Below are 15859 nucleotides of genomic sequence, written 5' to 3'. Positions count from 1 at the left end.
AACAACAGCGATATGCCTCATAGAAGAAATCAGAAATATGAATCAACGCTATGCTTAATCGTTCAAACAACTAGAATATTAAGGAAACATTCCCCTTCTATTACGCGTTTATATTACGTGTACAGCATTTTTTTGTAAGGAGGGCTTTAAGATGAAGCGGCTTATTTCTCTTTTGTTGATGTTATGTTTTGTTGTTAGTAACACAGTCATTGCATCTGCAGATGTCCAATCTTCAGAGGATCTACCTTTTGTGGAGCGCGCAGCTCATATGTATAATTCTTCATTACAAAAATCTGTACTAAATGTCTCGAAGGCTGGTGAGTTAACTACAACGGAATATAACTCTATCTACATTCCAGTAAAGGATGTCTTCAAATCTTCCGGAGCCAAAATCCAATGGGATGGGAAGAACAAGATAACGACTATTAAAAACCAAGGACATGAATTAATACTTAATTTCTCTGGAAAGACCGTGATCCCTAGAGAGAATCAAGTTGTTGTTCCTAAAGAGTAGTTACAATTGAAAAATGGAGCCTCATCCATTAATGCATTGGTCTTAGCCTATCTTTTTGAAGTGTATGCAGATGACTCAGATCAAGAAAGAGTTGAATGGGAAAAACATCTTGAATTTTTGGATATTAAACAAACAACCGGAATTGGAGGAATAGACGGAAACATGCATGTTTTTGTGGAGTTTAATGATTAAGCATACTTTGATAAATTCTGCATCTTCATATGAAAATGCTAAAAGCATCACATCCCATATTTGGAGGTAATCTAATGAAAACAAAATCACAAAGACTCATTCTAGTTGGTATGATTCTTGCCTTGGGAGTCGGAGCAGGTGTGTATGGATTGGCAGCTACATCTGCTGATACTAGTCCTTCTGAAGATCTAGTCGAGGCTATAGGTATAGATGGAACTGAAGGTTACATCAAGACTTCAGACATGAATCAAGATTTGCCACAAACTCCCGAGGAAGCCATTCAGAGTATGAACGAGCCAAAGGTAGATAAATATATCAACTTGTACGATAGCAACGAGAATATTATCGGACAATTCCTACTTGAGAGCGCAGAAGATTCTAACACTGCAATGGCAATTGACCTGAAATTAGCAAAGAATACGTTACAAGAGAGCGACCGTCCCGCGCTAGATATACTCGAAGAAAATTTGATCGCTCTCGTACAACATGACCACGAGCTTTACCGATCCGGTTTTGTCAATGACCAACTGGCAGATGCTATGGACTTTTATTATGGTGAACAGTTCCAATATAAGTTCTCAAGCATCGAGAGCATTGAGAAAAATGCATCTATCAAAAATCAATTACATATTACTGTTCTTGGTGAACGTCTGGATACAACAACCGATTCGGTTGAACAAGTAAGAATGATGTATGCGATCCGTCAGAGTAAAGAAGGAGATTGGGACATCTATACCATTGATTAATGTCATAAACTCCCCATTTCCCTAGACTTACTATGAACTAGGTTATAAAAACTAGCGATTCATAAAATGAGCATACAGTTGCTCAAAGGTTGTAAATCGTTGGACTTCCCGGCCAACCTTATGATATTCCTCTACATACTCATCCATCACTTCAAGAAACTTCTCTTGCATAACGGTTAGATTACTTGCATCAAAGTACTGCATAAGATCAAATTTCTTAGTTCCGATCTTCGCAGCCATTTCATCAAGATAACCTTGAGCTCCAAAGGCTGAAAGAAATACATAAGGGGCATCGTTTATCAAAACACCGTTCAAGATCTTGTTGCGGTAGTTGCACCACAATTCTTCGTAAGTTCCCTTCAGATTATCATAGGTCGGAACAGGTTTAACGATGAAGCTATCACACATCGTGCTGTGTAACTTCGTAACACTTTTCAACATGTCAAAAGACGCTATTCTAATTTCTTCGATGGTGCGCGCTTCAATGACTGACATGTACATCGATTCAAGCTGATCAGGCACATAGCGAAACGAACATATCTCTTCTAAATATCGCTTGATTCCTCGTTTGATGCACGTGTTATTTATGCTGACCAACGCATTGACTAGATTGTACAAAACGTCGGCAGATGCATATCGCACGGAGCCGATATCTTCACTAAGCATGATATCGCTGTAAGCGATTTTAGCCAGATCAATCCACTTTTCGGCTCGTTTAAGACATGCTTCACCTATTGGGTTCGCAAGTGCATTGAGAGCTTTTTGCTTGAATTCATTCAATTTCTCCAAGTCCTCAGGCTTAGCATAATAGAGTACTTGGAGCTCGGTTAGGCTCGATACGTTGGGACTTTCCAAGGTGGATTGTTCATGTATTCTTGTAGACCAAGGTGTGCAATAGATGTCATATCCCACGTCATCCAAGATGAAGCAATCGGATATCCCCCGTCCTTTATCTGTATTGTTAATGATGATTAAATCCAGGTCGCTCTTCTCATGAAAGTCCCCGGTGCTAAATGAACCCGTAAGCCCAATAATAGCGATATCGTCTAGAAAATCTCCCTTTACGCGTTCAATTATCATGTTAATCAACCGTTCATTTTTGTCCAGCAGTTGCTTCATTATCATTTCATTCATCCCGCTACACCCCTTCTTATCATCCTTAAGTCCTCTGGTCACAACAGCATTAACTTGAGTCTACGGATTTCGAGGTACAGTTACTATGTATAAGTTGATTTAATTCAACTTTGCACAAAAATCCGCTATACCGTCAATACGACGATATAGCGGATTCCATTAGTTCTTGGTATAAACAATCTTCTTAATACTTTCACAGGACAAAAAATATTGCTCCGCCAACTCGTTTATGCTGACTCCATCACGGAACAAAGATTTAATCTCAGCGTTTCGAGCAGATACTTTACTCTTACTGTGTGTTTTCTCTCCCCATTTGAGGTGCGCCTCTTTAGGTTTGGGGATATATACTAATTCGCCTTGAACGTATTCTTGAATGATCCGTAGCAATTCTTCCGGGAAAATCGACTCGGCTTTTGAATATTTCACGTGCCTCACTCCTTATTTAATAAATCAATAAGGTGCAAAGCCAGTTCGTAGAATATTACAACTCGTTGTTGGCAATTGGATTGTGATTGTTGCTAATCTCTATGCAAAGCATTGCCATATCCTTCACTGGCTTTGCATAGAGCCATGCATATAAGAATCCTACCCCGATTGTTTTCAATGGCCTCACCTCCACAGAAAATAGATAGCTGATAACTGCTATTATATCAGAGCATGTTGTTCTAGAACGTACTTATATTTATTCGTAGAGCTGCAGTTCATTAGAAAAAAGGCAACCTCTTAAGAAGAGATTGCCTTTTTCGTTTGTGTTTGCCGACCTTAAACGTTAAGTTCGAGTCCGAAAACTTGATTTAAATGTTCGTGAAGCTTGGCGATATATTTTTCGATATCCGGGTTCGTGATTACATCGTGAATGCTGAAGCTTTCCAACGCCTCCATGCCGACAAAACGTTGAGTCGCGTGAATATGCTCCAATGTTCCTTCCAAATCCAGCCCTTGGAAGAAGCCTTCCGGATTGTTAAAATCACTCTCTGGGGCATTCCATGTGGTGGAAAGCATGTATTTCTTCCCTTTCAACAGACCACCTTGCCCGTATTTCTCGGATCCTTCGAAAATAATTCCGTATTCATAAACTTCATCAAAATACTTTTTGAACAGCGTAGGCAAAGAGAACCAGTAAATTGGAGTTTGAAAAATAATCGTATCGGCCCACTTGAACTTCTCTTGTTCTTCTCTAATATCGTAGCCGTCTTGAACAACCGTCGTTTTTATATTGTATTTTTCCGACAAATTGGAAACCATATCGTCAAACAACGTTTTATTCAATCTTCCTTGTGAATAGGGGTAGAACTGATGACCGTTAATAACCAAGATATTATTCATGATTTTCTCCTTTTATCCCTCTGGATTAGTGAATGTGTTAAAATGAAGCATATTAAGTGATGGCTTTATCCTAACTCGATTCGGATCATCTAAGAAGCACTGTGTTTATATCATTATTCTCCCTAACGCTATTGGCGATTCTATATTTCGCAATCCTGATACTGAGAGTATTAGCTTGAAAGGAGCGTTCTGTTATGAGCGATGATCAACGCCGTCAGGAGCTCGGACACTTTCTTCGTACGCGACGGCTTCGACTTACGCCGGAAGAAGCGGGTCTACCTCACGCCCAATTTACAAGAAGACGCACGAAAGGACTTCGACGCGAAGAAGTTTCAGCCCTCGCTGGAATTTCGTTGCCGTGGTATACCTCACTGGAGCAGGGACGGGACATCAATGTTTCTGACCAGGTGCTGGACAGTCTAGCTCGTGTTCTTCGTCTCGATGCAGACGAGAATCACCATCTTCATTTCCTTGCGAATCCACGCCAATACACCTTCATCTCTAAGAAAAAGGAGCCGGAAGTATCGTCTTCATTAAACTTTTTATTGGAGCAGATGCCACTCTGTCCGGCTTACATTACCGATGCAAAAATGAATGTACTGGCTTGGAATCACCTAGCTCTCTCTGTGTTTGGCCCTTTCGGTACGGCCGACAGTCGTGAGCGTAACATGATCTGGCGCATATTCATGCTACCATCCTACAGAACGATGTTCGTCGACTGGGAAGACCTGGCTGAATCTCTGCTCGGCCACTTCCGCGTAATGTATAGCCAGAATCTCGAAGATACTTGGTATTCGGAATTCATCACGGAAATGACGGAGAATAGCCCCGAGTTTTCAACGATGTGGGAGAACTATGAGGTTCGTTGCACCAGCAAACACCCGCAAGCGATTACGCATCCACAGGTGGGACTGCTGAACCTGTCAACGCTCGTCTTACCAGTCCAAAACGGAAGCGGGCAGTTCCTGCATGCATTTACGCCCGATCTGCAGGATGGCTCGTCTGAACGCCTGGCTCAACTCGCAGAGAAAATGACGGTTACGCAATAATTGGAAAAGTTAAATAAGCACCGGCCTAAGAAGGCCGGTGCTTATGTCGTATAGAATAATATTGGTAGTATACTCCGTTTGAATGAATCCTACTTGATTCTAAATTAGTAAAAAGGTCGTTCGTTTGCGTTTGCAAGAAGACATACAATCAAATAATGGAGAGAGTTTTGAGATACTACTATTCATACGGAATGACTGCACGAACATCGTCTAATGTAGGTTTTATCTCAATTAGCCCCTCCGACTCTAGCCAATCTATATTTTCCTGCCAGCGGGAATCATCCTGACTGAGGAATTCAGCGTTATCATTCTCCATTAAAGGAAGAAGGATATCTAAACTCTGACGTTCAACATTTTCAGATAACGGAAAATTCTCTGCATTCTGATGATCTAATAAGATTTGTAATGCAGCCTCTGGATTGGCCTTTACATCCTCAAATCCTTTTTTTGAAGCATGTAGAAATTTAGCCAGCATGTCCGATTCAGAATTAATTGTTGTATCGTTAGCAACAAAAACACCTTCATAGTATGACGGAACCCCATATTTCTCCAATGTAAACCAATTCACATTGAAGCCTTCCTCCTGAAGTTGGGGTACCTCATGATTAATCAAGCCACCGATTGTGGCGTCCACATTACGCGTGGTCATTGAACTCATAAGTTCAAAGCCGACATCGACCATTTTAACATCACTGCTATCCGAACCATCATGTTTCATGACACTACGAATGAGAGCCTCAGATAATTCTGTTCCTGAGTAACCAATCGTTTTGCCCTTTAGATCTTTGGGAGAAGTTATGTTCTTCTCTGCTAAAGAAATGATGGCATTTAGCGGAGACTGCACAACCGCACCGATTGATTTGACAGGCACGTTCTGATTCGCTCTTGTGATGATGACATCCTGTTGATAATACAAGCCAATATCTGCTTTTCCAGCTGCTACAAGTGAAATTGCATCATTGCTGTTAGACGGGAATTGCAGGTTTACCTTCAATCCTTCTTGCTCGAAGTACCCTTTATCTATCGCTACATAGAGAAACGCATGCAAGGCGTTTGGATACCAATCCAGCACCACATTAACTTCTTGTAATTTCTGTGTAGATGAGCTAGTCGTAGATGAAGATGTATTCTGATTAGTACATGCGCTAAACACGAGTAAGATCAGTATCATTGTAAGAATGGCTCTTGTTTTTCTCATGAATTTCTTTCCTCCATATCTATTTATGACTCCCCACGCCAGCGAACGAAACGACACTCTAACAGTGTGATTACGGCAACCGAACCCATAGCAACAACGGATAACAATACAATGGGTGCAAACACTCCCGCACCGTCAAGCTGCGTCATCATTCGACGCGAAAAATATCCCAGCCCACTCTGTGCACCCAGCCATTCTCCAATCGCTGCCCCAATGACACTAATCGGAATTGCCATTTTGATAGCTGAGAAGAAATAAGGCAGTGCATAAGGGATTTTGAGTTTCAGGAAAATTTCCCACGGAGTGGCACCATATGTAATTAGAAGCTTCTTCATATCCATACGGGTACTGCGTAAACCATCGTATACCGTAATTGTAATTGGGAAAAAGGTTATTAAAACGGACACGAGTACCTTGCTCCATATGCCATACCCAAACCATAGAACAAATAGTGGAGCAATGGCCGTGGTCGGGATCGTCTGTGAACCTACAACGATGGGATATAGACACTTACGCATCAACACACTTACGTCCATAAGGATCGCTAGTGCAACGCCTAATACGATGGATAATACAAGACCAATGCTCGTAATTAGCAAAGTCGCGGGCAAATGAACGGTAAATAAGGGTTCGCGAAGCTCCCACATTTTTTCAAATATTTGAACCGGGCTAGGCAAAATATAAGCAGCGTTCAAATTCATTGCTCCCAGTTGCCAGACCATCAGCAGAGCAAATAGAACGATTAGGGCAGGAAGATTATGAGTGTAAGATGATTTTTTCATAAGATTACATTCGTCCTTAACGATTGAATCAGTTCGTTACGCAATGCAGATATTTCTGGTGAAGCAAGAGATTCTCTTGAATGGTGGTACCCGTTAGGTATATCAATCGTTGTTAAATGGTTTATCGGGGCACTCGTCACAGCTAGTATTCTTTGCGAAAGAAATAAGGCTTCGTCCACGTTATGAGTAATAAAGATAATTGTTTTCTTGTGCTGTTCCCACTGATCAAGCAACCACTCTTGCATTGTAATGCCGGTTAGAAAATCCAGCGCAGAGAACGGCTCATCCAGCAATAACAAATCGGATCCCGTGAGCATTGTACGGGCAAATGCAGCTCGTTGGCGCATGCCGCCTGAAAGTTCGTGAGGCATCTTGTTATGACAATGATCTAAGCCTACATTATGAAGTGCGTCAGCAATAAGCTCCTTGCACTCAGCCTTGGTGTAACCTCCGATAATCTCCAAAGGCAATCCAAGATTCTCTCCTACTGTTCTCCAAGGGAACAACAGGTCTTTTTGTGGCATATAGCCGCAGTAATGCTTTTTTTCCCCGATCGGAGCCCCATCAATCCGTATTGAACCAGATTTTGGCCTAAGTAGGCCGTTAATGAGATGGAAAATCGTGCTTTTACCACAGCCCGAGGCGCCAACAATACTGTGAAATGATCCTGCCTCAATTGTAAAAGACAGGTTGTCTATTATGTCTATAGGTTCAGCATCATATTGATAGGACACATTCTGAAACGTCAGTGAACTCAAGACTCCAGCCTCCAGGACATCTCCCAAAAATCAAGCTCAAAGCGACTGCACATCACGAAAATATCCTCCATCCGTTGATATGCTTCCTCGCTACAGCCCTCTAATAGCTTGTCCGTTAATTCAACTAATGCCTGATTGCTGCTATGGTATTCAGGGGAAGCATAACCTGTGATCCATTCCCCGTAGAAAGCATGATCAGCTGCACCTGGCGCTTGAGCAAGCACTTGACCAATTTCAGCGTAGCTCCATGAGCAAGCCAGGATGGATACGAGCACTTCTGCTATGCCACCTGCATGTGAAACAGCGAGCATATAGTTAGTGTAGGCTACATTTTTCAGTGAAGGTTTCACCTGAAAAACTTGATCTTCCGTGATTCCTAACCGCTCCATATAAGAACGATGGATTTTCATTTCACCATTCAGAATGTTATCAACACTTTTGCTTAAAAGCTGCATGACTTTGGGATCCTTCGACTTGACGATGCCTAGCGCAAATACACGGGCGTAATCGTACAGGTATAAGTAATCTTGGAGCAAATAGTATCGAAATTGTTCAATTGTTAAGGAGCCATCTCCAATCCCTTTCACAAAGGGATGCTCGTGACATTCCTTCCACACAGGCTGTGCTGCCTTATATAATCGCTCTGATATAGTCAACATTTGTTCCTCCAATTCGTAATGTAATTCCCCTTTTTCCAACAACAAAAAAAGCGAAACATCCATAGGACGTTTCGCAGATAAATAAACTATAGTTTGGAATGCCCACGGGCAACCCAAATAACAGCATTTCATCGTTGCATTCCTACGTTGGCATTATCCAAATCAGGTAAGGTCGGTTTTACACCCTCTCAGCCGGTTAAGGCTCCCTCGCAAACGGTTATATGTAATTATTATGTTTCTTAAACCACTGAAAACAAATTATCTAACTATTCGATCAGTATATCAATGGCTATATACATCGTCAAGGCGCTTTGCAGTAACTCTTTATAGATGTCTTACTTTTCATGTCGATCCGTTACGTATAGAGAATCTTTTTTTCGGAACCTGATGGATTTTTGAGAGATTAGAAATTCCCCAGCGATTGACGAAATCTGTATCTGGACGTACATACTTGAAGCCTAACCAATTTTATAGATCGGCTAGGCTTCATATGTTTTATTGGATTTCAAATCGTAATAGAATCTGACTTAGAAGTTAACATCTACGCCATAATAGGCGGATTCATACAATTTTCTCATTTGTTCAGCAGACGTTTCTCGTGGATTTGTCCCTGTACATGGATCTTTCATTGCATTGTCTGCCATGGCTTCTACATGATTCCGGAATACGTCTTCTTCAATCCCGAATTCTTGTAATGTAGCAGGAAGTCCCATATCACGGTTAACTTTACGCACCCACTCCACTAAAGAATCCGTTAGTTCCTGGGCATTATTCCCCTTCAAATTCAATCGAGTTGCAAGGTTAGCATAACGATCTTCTACGACTTTCCGGTTAAACTGGATTACATAGGGCAAGTAGATTGCATTCGCTAATCCGTGAGGGATATTGAAGATCGGACCACTCTTATGTGCCAGACTGTGTACATTCCCTAAGACTGCATTAGCAAAGGACATACCGGCCATAGCTTGAGCGTAATGAACTTCCTCCCTGGAAGCCAGATCGCCTTGAAAGGAAGCAAGCAAGTGATCCTTCAGTGCTTCAGCTGCTTCAATCGCGAGTGCATCCGTAAAAATCGTACGTGGTTTAGCCACATACGCTTCAATGCTATGCGTCACTGCATCCATACCACTGTAAGCAATCATATGTTGCGGCATATGAGTAACTAAAACAGGATCAATAATCGCGATATCTGGAGTTAACCCAAAGTCCGCCAAAGGATATTTAATCCCTGTTTGTTCGTCCGTAATGACAGAAAGGTTTGAGATTTCTGCTGCGGTTCCACTGGTTGTCGGTATGCCAATGAATCTTGCTTTGGTTCGCAGTTCTGGCAATGAAAACGGAACAGCAGCTTGTTCAAATGTTAGTTCTGGATACTCATAGAAAATCCACATTGCTTTTGCAGCATCCATAGGTGAGCCTCCACCTATACCAATCACCCAATCCGGTTCAAACGTTCTCATTTGCGCTGCGCCAGATTGAACCATAGCCACGGTAGGTTCCGTATTAATACCTTCAATCAGTAACGTTTCCATACCTGCTTGGTTCAGCAATTGTGTGATCTTTTCTAAATGACCTTGTTTTTTGATCGAACCTCCACCAATGACTAAAGCAGCCTTCTGACCTTTCAGCGTTTTCAATATATCTAGTGCATTTTCTCCGTAATAAATATCTCGTGGAATTGTAAATCTATTCATGTTATTATGTCCTCCTCTAGCAGATGTATTGGTTACATTGCCTAGTATAGGAGGTCTGTATCTTTTTGTTAAGTACGCACTTTATTTACATATACTTACTCATAAATCACATAGTTTCCTTCAGTATACCTCCTCTTCTTCCTTAAATCTGCTTTTCTTGTTTTTTTAATTTAAAGTTTCCCGTTAGCTTAACGAGCTATAATATAGCGGTTCTCAGATAAAGAAGTTTACGGATTAACGGTCGACATGTTCAAATTAAGTATGTATGAGCAAAGAAGTGATTAAGTCATGTAAATCGCCCACCAAAGTAACAATCCTTTAGTGGCCTCAGCTAGTTTATTCGATTTTCGTTCATTGATTTTGCCAACGCAATCATTTGGTCTTTAGTTAATTCTCCGCTATCAATTTCAATGAAAGTATCATTATGGATCCATCGTAGGTATCCACCTGGTACATGGTTAACCCATGCTTCAAAACGCCCTTCAATTCCATTTATATTAATAATCTCTCCACGTTCACTAAATTTAAAGTTTTCGATTACAGTTCTTGTTGTGCTTGTATGGTTACGAACATCGATTGTAATAATATCTCGGTTTATTTTATAGCCCACTGCCTTATGTTCTTCGACACCAAACAAATATGACTTTCCTGATTCATCAAAAAAGTGAAGTCTAATCTTTGAAATTTCTTGATCTGGATTAAACGGGTATGGTTCTTTAATCTCCAATTTATAGTTTTGAATGGAGAAGGAAGGTGTGAATATGTTAAAGTCCGCAACAGATTTTAGCTTATCCAGTTCAGCATTTGAATAAGCTAACACAGGATTAGCTAATGCAGTGAGTTGACTATTGTTCATCTCAACAGAAATGATAAAAACAATAATAATCATTGACATCATCCATTTAAACAAGGACATTCCCTCCCTAGTCTTAGGTTAGTATTATGTCCTAGTCAACTTCAACTAACCGTTAGTTAAATTAAAAACAGCTGACCAATGTGATCAGCTGCTTTTTGAGAAATATTGAGCTAACGCTTCCGTTAGTTTATTGACGGTCTAGATGTCTCACTCTTCTTCTGTAATTTCATTATGCTGCTTATTTTTTGAAAATCACGACCATATGCTTACTTCCCATATATTCAACGGAGGTATTTAACTGCTCCGCCACAAAACGAACAGGAACAAACGCATTGCCGTTCTTCAGAAGTAAAGGAGCATCTTGCATGACCGTTTGCTGGTTTACTTTTACCTGCCTATTCCCTACAGCCCAACGAATCGTTTTACCATCTTTCTGAATGGTTACCTCTTTGGTGCTCTGTTTCCAATTCACGGTTGCCCCAAGCTTCTCGGAGATGAAACGGATCGGCACATAAGTACGTCCCGTCTGAATAAATGGCGCTGCGGAAATACGATATGCACTTTCTCCCACATAAGCTGTCGTGCTGCCGATCACCAAGCGCTGTGTCTTACGCTGACCGCTAGGCAACTCATTTCCTGCCATTTTCACAAATAATTTAGTTGTTTTCGATCCCTTGCTTAAGTCTAAATAGTTATTTTGCAGTGCAAGTGGTTCAATGAATGCACCCGTATCATAATACGGTAAAAAACCACGTTGTTGGAGCGGCTCTAAATCCCAGACTCGATTGTTCTTCAAATAGAGGTAAGCCAAACTTTGAAGATTTCTCAATGGCTCCAAATCATAAATTTGGTTAGATGATAAATTCAGAGTAACCAAGGCAGTTAATTTAGACAAAGGAGCAAGATCTTTGATGTTATTATTCGCAGCTTCGAGGCTCCTAAGCATAACCAATCCTGTTAGTGGCTTTAGATCAGAGATCTTGTTGGAACTTATGGACAACGTGCTCAGACTGACTAGTCCCGCTAGCGGTGACAGATCACTAATTTGGTTGTTAGTTAAAGAGAGCTTCGTCATATTGACTGCATATTCCAAACCCTGCAAACTCTTAATTCCTTTACTCGATAGATTAACGTCAGTCAGTGACTCTAAATCCTCTTTTGTTACTGATTCATCATCGTTTTTATTCAATAATGACTTAAGCGCTTGCTCTAGATTGGGATCCTCAAAAGCCAATGGCTGTTGGTTAGACGCCTCCATGTAAGCCTGAGTTGGTAAGCTCAAACATAGGACAAAAATAATTAATAATCCAGCAAGGTATTTCTTCATTCTGAACAATCCTCTCTAATCACTTGTGTAAACTAGCCAATAGTCGCTTGAATTAAGACGCAATTTGCAAAGAAAAGTTGTATTGAAGAGTAATGGGATTTTGCGTTGTTGTCCTTTTGGGAAACCAGTTGTACAGCAGGCAAAGCCGAATAAACTCCTACCATTTTGGTGAATATACTGTTTTAAAGTAGGAAATAATTGTTGCTATAGAAAGGTGGGGTCAATATGTTCAAAAAAATATATTTAATAGCCTTTGCAGTGACTATTATTTCAGGAGTGGTTTTAATATCGAATTCAAAAGCAGACACCTATCCAGCAATGGAAACCGTAAATAAGACAGTTGAAAATCCTGTTAACACTAATTTTTCAACAAATAACGTGAAATCCGTAGAATCAGTAAAAAACGTAGAATCCGTAGAATCAAAAATCGCAAACGGGGATTCTACTCAATTCTATACACCTCATGGCATGTTCGTGCGAGCAGATGAACAACGTATCTTTAAGGAATCGGAGATAGCAAGAACTATAGATGAAATTGAGCCTAATACGAATCAACTCATTTTTGAAGGCAAGTTCTTTTTAAAAGTAGATGAAGAAGAATTTTTTAAAAATTATCCCAATTCGTTGCTCTTTGGCAAAACCTTAAATTATGAAAACCCGACTGATCCTGATGTTCCATCAAGTTCATCAAAATAGTAATTTCATTTCATAAAGAAAGAGCCATCGTTTTCGACAATGGCTCCTTTCTTATTTGGAATTAGCGTGACTCCAGTGAATGTTTCGACTTCCGGCCGCTGTTGTTCCTAAATTTTTTAATGACTCTATTTTACACAATGAAAAATAAAAGATCGGTTCTTAGAATTTGCATGTTTAAATTCCCAATCGCCATATGTTTCAATTTCCGAGAATCCTGTTTGTTTCAGCGACTCATCCAATTCTCCTTGATTTCGGAATCTTATCTGCATTTTTTCATGAACTAGGACTTTGTCTGTTTTTGTATTTTTCACAGTTTCATAAAAAGTATAGATATCTCCCTCAAACCCTTCATATTCTGTATAGATTTCAAGAGGGTCTCCACTTAACATATCTTTAGCTAAGTCAGGAGTCTTGTCCTTCTCCCACTCTTCCCACACTTTTACCAAAGGGTTTCTAATATCAAAAATAAAGTGACCGCCAACTTTTAGGGATCGGAATACGTCTGAGATTACTTTCTTCCAACTATTATCTGTTAGAAATACCTGTGCAACATTGGCAGTCATAACAACCGCGTCATAGGTATTGATTTGTAAATTTGAGCTATCTCCTACAATCCAATTCACATTGCCTGAATTATCTTTAATTCTCGCCACTTCAATCGCTTCTTCATGGGGATCAATAGCTGTAATTTTATAACCATACTGAACAAGATGAATAGTCCATCTTCCTGTTCCGCAGCCTAAGTCAACTATAGACTCTACTTTTAATTTCTTTAGCAATGCTAGAAAAAAATCGTCGTCTCTTCCCCAATGGTTAATCTGGTCATATACTATAGGAATCATAAATTTTGTTTCCCACTTTCTATACCATTTTTACTAGTTCAACATATAAGAAATGGTTTAGTCAACTAGCCGCTCATATTGGTCGACTGCCTTTTTTTTAATAATTCAATTATATCGGTATGCAGACCATGCTCTAAAGTATTGTTAACTTCAAAAATGAATTTACTAGAAGGATTGTCGACTAGTAGTAGATACGTCAATTAAATAGCCCACCTAGGAAGTAATCCTTTGGTGGGCTTGAGTTAGTTTATCCGATTTGTGTTCCATTGGGTATATTAGAATCCGGTTTTAATAGTACAACATCCCCTGGTTCTGGCACCCCGCCCAGCACCAAAACTTCCGAATCGAATCCCGCAATCCGGCGAGGTGGAAAATTCACAACTGCTACAATCTGTTTACCGATAATTTCTTCAGCCGTGTACCTTTTCGTAATTTGTGCGCTGGAGGACTTCATACCAATTTCAGAACCAAAGTCAATTTCCAGTTTGATCGCCGGGACTTTAGCTTTTGCAAAGAATTCTGCATTAATAATTGTTCCCACACGAAGATCCAGTTTTAGAAAGTCATCAAAAGTTGTCATTCATCATTCCTCCAAATTTAGAATTCGTCAATTGCTATCACAGATAATTAATATGATAGACGCTTCGAAGCTGAATATTGTATTGATTGTCTCCAAAAATACATCAGCATACCCAGCATCGTTATTAATCCACCTATAGACTGAAAGGTAGTGTAGCTCCAGGGCGGGATGCATGATTTGGATTATTTCACTGAAGATGTTCCTGTGTAAAAATAAGGATTCAAGTTCCTATCTGGATTGGCGATAGGAACTTGAATCCTTTTGAAATCTCTGATTAAAAGAAGTGTGCGTAAAACCTCGTTCATAAAAACTTTTCACTTTTAGGTCTTTCATAATTCCCACCGTCTCATGATAGGTAAATATTAATTTCTATAGAGTTACCCTACATTTTAGCTAAACTCTTCAATTGTAGCATCACGGGATTCACTTGATAAGATAACTCTCAAGTGTTGCAACCAATGAAGAGGGAATTTCTATGTCGTCCGTTTGATAGCTGCCACCGGGGATATGAATTCCCTTGGAGGATAATCTTTCAATTTGAGATGCCAAACGCTTGGAAAAACCAGGAGACAGCAATTCGGGATTTATAGTAACAATGAATAGGCCGGCACCTGGGGACTCACTCCCTTCCTCAAAGGATGGAGCATCCAGTGACCAGTTTGCGCCTGTTGTGCCAGCAGCAAGGATTTCAACCATAAGCGCAATATTAGCACCACGTGTTCCTCCAAAATTAAGTAACGCCCCCTTCATCGCTTCACGCGGATCAAGAGTACTTTGACCCCTTTCATCGATGGCCCACCCTTCGGGAATTTCCTCTCCACGTTCTGCTACTTGTCGTATATTAACAAACGCTGTGGCACTGGATGCCTGATCAAAAACCAAGGGAGGCCTGTTTTCGACAGGTGCAGCAAATGCGAGAGGATTGGTTCCATAGACAGCCTCGGCACTTTGTCCCGCCGCCATTAAAGCCGGCCCATTAGTCGAAGCGAAAGCCACTAATCCTTCTCTTGCAAGCCATCTTACGTAGTAGCCAAGCTCTCCAACAGTATAACTATTCTTTAATGAGAATATGGTCACACCATAAGTCTTTGTCCGTGATAGCAATTCCTCGAATGCACGATCAAAACAAAGTTGAGCGATACCACCCTTGGCGTCAGCCTGTACGATATTAGGAGTCGGAAATAAGAGATCAGGCTCCTCTGTAGCAGCAATACGACCGCTCAAAAAGCCTTCTAAATAGTCAGGAAGATGTGCAAATCCAACCCCACTTCTGCCAGAACATTCTGCGGCGACAGCTGCTTCAGCAAGAGAAGTTGCCACCGCTTTGCTCGCGCCAGCAGCAACACACACACGAATAGCTAACTCTCTTGCGTTATTAAGATCATATCGCATTAGTTGTTATCCTATATGTCGATTGAATTAGCGACTCTTTTATTGCGGGGAAAGTAGCTACTGGTGTATTCGATGCATTCTTATTCCCTACTTGCATTTAGTCACACTCCCAAT

At 40.6% G+C, this 15859-nt stretch carries 19 protein-coding genes and 1 riboswitch; of the genes, 5 read left to right on the top strand and 14 right to left on the bottom strand.

What is annotated here, in order from left to right; all coding sequences use genetic code 11:
- Nucleotides 1-151 precede the first annotated feature (151 nt).
- The 3 genes from MH215_RS20710 to MH215_RS20700 all read left to right on the top strand — a co-directional run bounded on the left by MH215_RS20710 (nucleotide 152) and on the right by MH215_RS20700 (nucleotide 1452).
- Nucleotides 152-514 (top strand): stalk domain-containing protein, encoded by a 363-nt coding sequence (locus tag MH215_RS20710; RefSeq protein WP_239293096.1) that lies wholly within the window; start codon nucleotides 152-154, stop codon nucleotides 512-514.
- 6 nt (nucleotides 515-520) lie between these two features.
- On the top strand, nucleotides 521-706 hold the full coding sequence (locus tag MH215_RS20705) for a hypothetical protein (protein ID WP_239293095.1): 186 nt from the start codon (nucleotides 521-523) through the stop codon (nucleotides 704-706).
- A gap of 74 nt (nucleotides 707-780) precedes the next feature.
- Complete coding sequence (locus MH215_RS20700) at nucleotides 781-1452, top strand: hypothetical protein (RefSeq protein WP_239293094.1); 672 nt, start codon at nucleotides 781-783, stop codon at nucleotides 1450-1452.
- Nucleotides 1453-1503: 51 nt separating this feature from the next.
- On the opposite strand, the gene MH215_RS20695 is transcribed toward MH215_RS20700, so the two are convergent.
- From MH215_RS20695 to MH215_RS20685, 4 genes are all read right to left on the bottom strand, one after another.
- Entirely contained in the window at nucleotides 1504-2586 is a 1083-nt protein-coding gene (locus MH215_RS20695; RefSeq protein ID WP_239293093.1) for a nucleotidyltransferase domain-containing protein, read from the bottom strand.
- Nucleotides 2587-2745: 159 nt separating this feature from the next.
- The gene (locus tag MH215_RS20690; protein WP_239293092.1) at nucleotides 2746-3012 is read right to left on the bottom strand and encodes a CD3324 family protein; all 267 of its coding nucleotides are present in this window, start codon (nucleotides 3010-3012) and stop codon (nucleotides 2746-2748) included.
- A 55-nt stretch (nucleotides 3013-3067) separates the two neighbouring features.
- Complete coding sequence (locus MH215_RS29120) at nucleotides 3068-3190, bottom strand: hypothetical protein (protein ID WP_275446249.1); 123 nt, start codon at nucleotides 3188-3190, stop codon at nucleotides 3068-3070.
- A 158-nt stretch (nucleotides 3191-3348) separates the two neighbouring features.
- Nucleotides 3349-3912 carry an NAD(P)H-dependent oxidoreductase gene (locus MH215_RS20685; RefSeq protein WP_239293091.1) on the bottom strand — a complete coding sequence of 188 codons (564 nt, stop codon included), beginning with the start codon at nucleotides 3910-3912 and terminating at the stop codon, nucleotides 3349-3351.
- 194 nt (nucleotides 3913-4106) lie between these two features.
- Here MH215_RS20685 and MH215_RS20680 point away from each other — a divergent pair, with 194 nt between their 5' ends.
- Complete coding sequence (locus tag MH215_RS20680) at nucleotides 4107-4961, top strand: helix-turn-helix transcriptional regulator (protein WP_239293090.1); 855 nt, start codon at nucleotides 4107-4109, stop codon at nucleotides 4959-4961.
- A 178-nt stretch (nucleotides 4962-5139) separates the two neighbouring features.
- Here the strand turns inward: MH215_RS20680 and MH215_RS20675 are convergent, their stop codons facing one another.
- The 7 genes from MH215_RS20675 to MH215_RS20645 all read right to left on the bottom strand — a co-directional run bounded on the left by MH215_RS20675 (nucleotide 5140) and on the right by MH215_RS20645 (nucleotide 12235).
- A complete protein-coding gene (locus MH215_RS20675) occupies nucleotides 5140-6159 on the bottom strand; it encodes an ABC transporter substrate-binding protein (protein ID WP_239293089.1) in 1020 nt (339 codons plus the stop codon).
- Nucleotides 6160-6182: 23 nt separating this feature from the next.
- Entirely contained in the window at nucleotides 6183-6941 is a 759-nt protein-coding gene (locus MH215_RS20670) for an ABC transporter permease (RefSeq protein WP_239293088.1), read from the bottom strand.
- The gene (locus MH215_RS20665) at nucleotides 6938-7699 is read right to left on the bottom strand and encodes an ABC transporter ATP-binding protein (RefSeq protein ID WP_239293087.1); all 762 of its coding nucleotides are present in this window, start codon (nucleotides 7697-7699) and stop codon (nucleotides 6938-6940) included. The genes MH215_RS20670 and MH215_RS20665 overlap by 4 nt, the downstream gene beginning before the upstream one ends.
- Nucleotides 7696-8358 (bottom strand): thiaminase II, encoded by a 663-nt coding sequence (gene tenA / locus MH215_RS20660; RefSeq protein ID WP_481857462.1) that lies wholly within the window; start codon nucleotides 8356-8358, stop codon nucleotides 7696-7698. Before tenA ends, MH215_RS20665 begins: the two co-directional genes overlap by 4 nt.
- 121 nt (nucleotides 8359-8479) lie before the next feature.
- Nucleotides 8480-8577, bottom strand: a riboswitch (TPP riboswitch).
- A 308-nt stretch (nucleotides 8578-8885) separates the two neighbouring features.
- Nucleotides 8886-10052, bottom strand: a complete 1167-nt coding sequence (locus tag MH215_RS20655; RefSeq protein ID WP_239293086.1) for an iron-containing alcohol dehydrogenase — start codon at nucleotides 10050-10052, stop codon at nucleotides 8886-8888.
- 331 nt (nucleotides 10053-10383) lie between these two features.
- Entirely contained in the window at nucleotides 10384-10962 is a 579-nt protein-coding gene (locus MH215_RS20650; RefSeq protein ID WP_239293085.1) for a DUF4367 domain-containing protein, read from the bottom strand.
- A gap of 184 nt (nucleotides 10963-11146) precedes the next feature.
- Nucleotides 11147-12235, bottom strand: coding sequence for a stalk domain-containing protein (locus MH215_RS20645; RefSeq protein WP_239293084.1), 1089 nt, complete (start codon nucleotides 12233-12235; stop codon nucleotides 11147-11149).
- A 225-nt stretch (nucleotides 12236-12460) separates the two neighbouring features.
- Between MH215_RS20645 and MH215_RS20640 the strand changes: the two genes are divergently transcribed.
- Nucleotides 12461-12931, top strand: a complete 471-nt coding sequence (locus MH215_RS20640; RefSeq protein ID WP_239293083.1) for a hypothetical protein — start codon at nucleotides 12461-12463, stop codon at nucleotides 12929-12931.
- Nucleotides 12932-13056: 125 nt separating this feature from the next.
- On the opposite strand, the gene MH215_RS20635 is transcribed toward MH215_RS20640, so the two are convergent.
- The 3 genes from MH215_RS20635 to MH215_RS20625 form a co-directional block, all read right to left on the bottom strand.
- Nucleotides 13057-13773 (bottom strand): class I SAM-dependent methyltransferase, encoded by a 717-nt coding sequence (locus tag MH215_RS20635; protein ID WP_239293082.1) that lies wholly within the window; start codon nucleotides 13771-13773, stop codon nucleotides 13057-13059.
- Between the two features lie 247 nt (nucleotides 13774-14020).
- On the bottom strand, nucleotides 14021-14353 hold the full coding sequence (gene csaA, locus MH215_RS20630) for a chaperone CsaA (protein WP_239293081.1): 333 nt from the start codon (nucleotides 14351-14353) through the stop codon (nucleotides 14021-14023).
- Between the two features lie 423 nt (nucleotides 14354-14776).
- Complete coding sequence (locus MH215_RS20625) at nucleotides 14777-15745, bottom strand: Ldh family oxidoreductase (protein WP_239293080.1); 969 nt, start codon at nucleotides 15743-15745, stop codon at nucleotides 14777-14779.
- Between the last annotated feature and the right edge of the window lie 114 nt (nucleotides 15746-15859).

Source organism: Paenibacillus sp. ACRSA (genome assembly GCF_022346845.1).
In the GTDB taxonomy this organism is placed as follows: Bacteria; Bacillota; Bacilli; order Paenibacillales; family Paenibacillaceae; genus Paenibacillus.
Note: the sequence above shows the minus strand (reverse complement) of the source record. Positions and strands in the feature narration are given on the sequence as shown.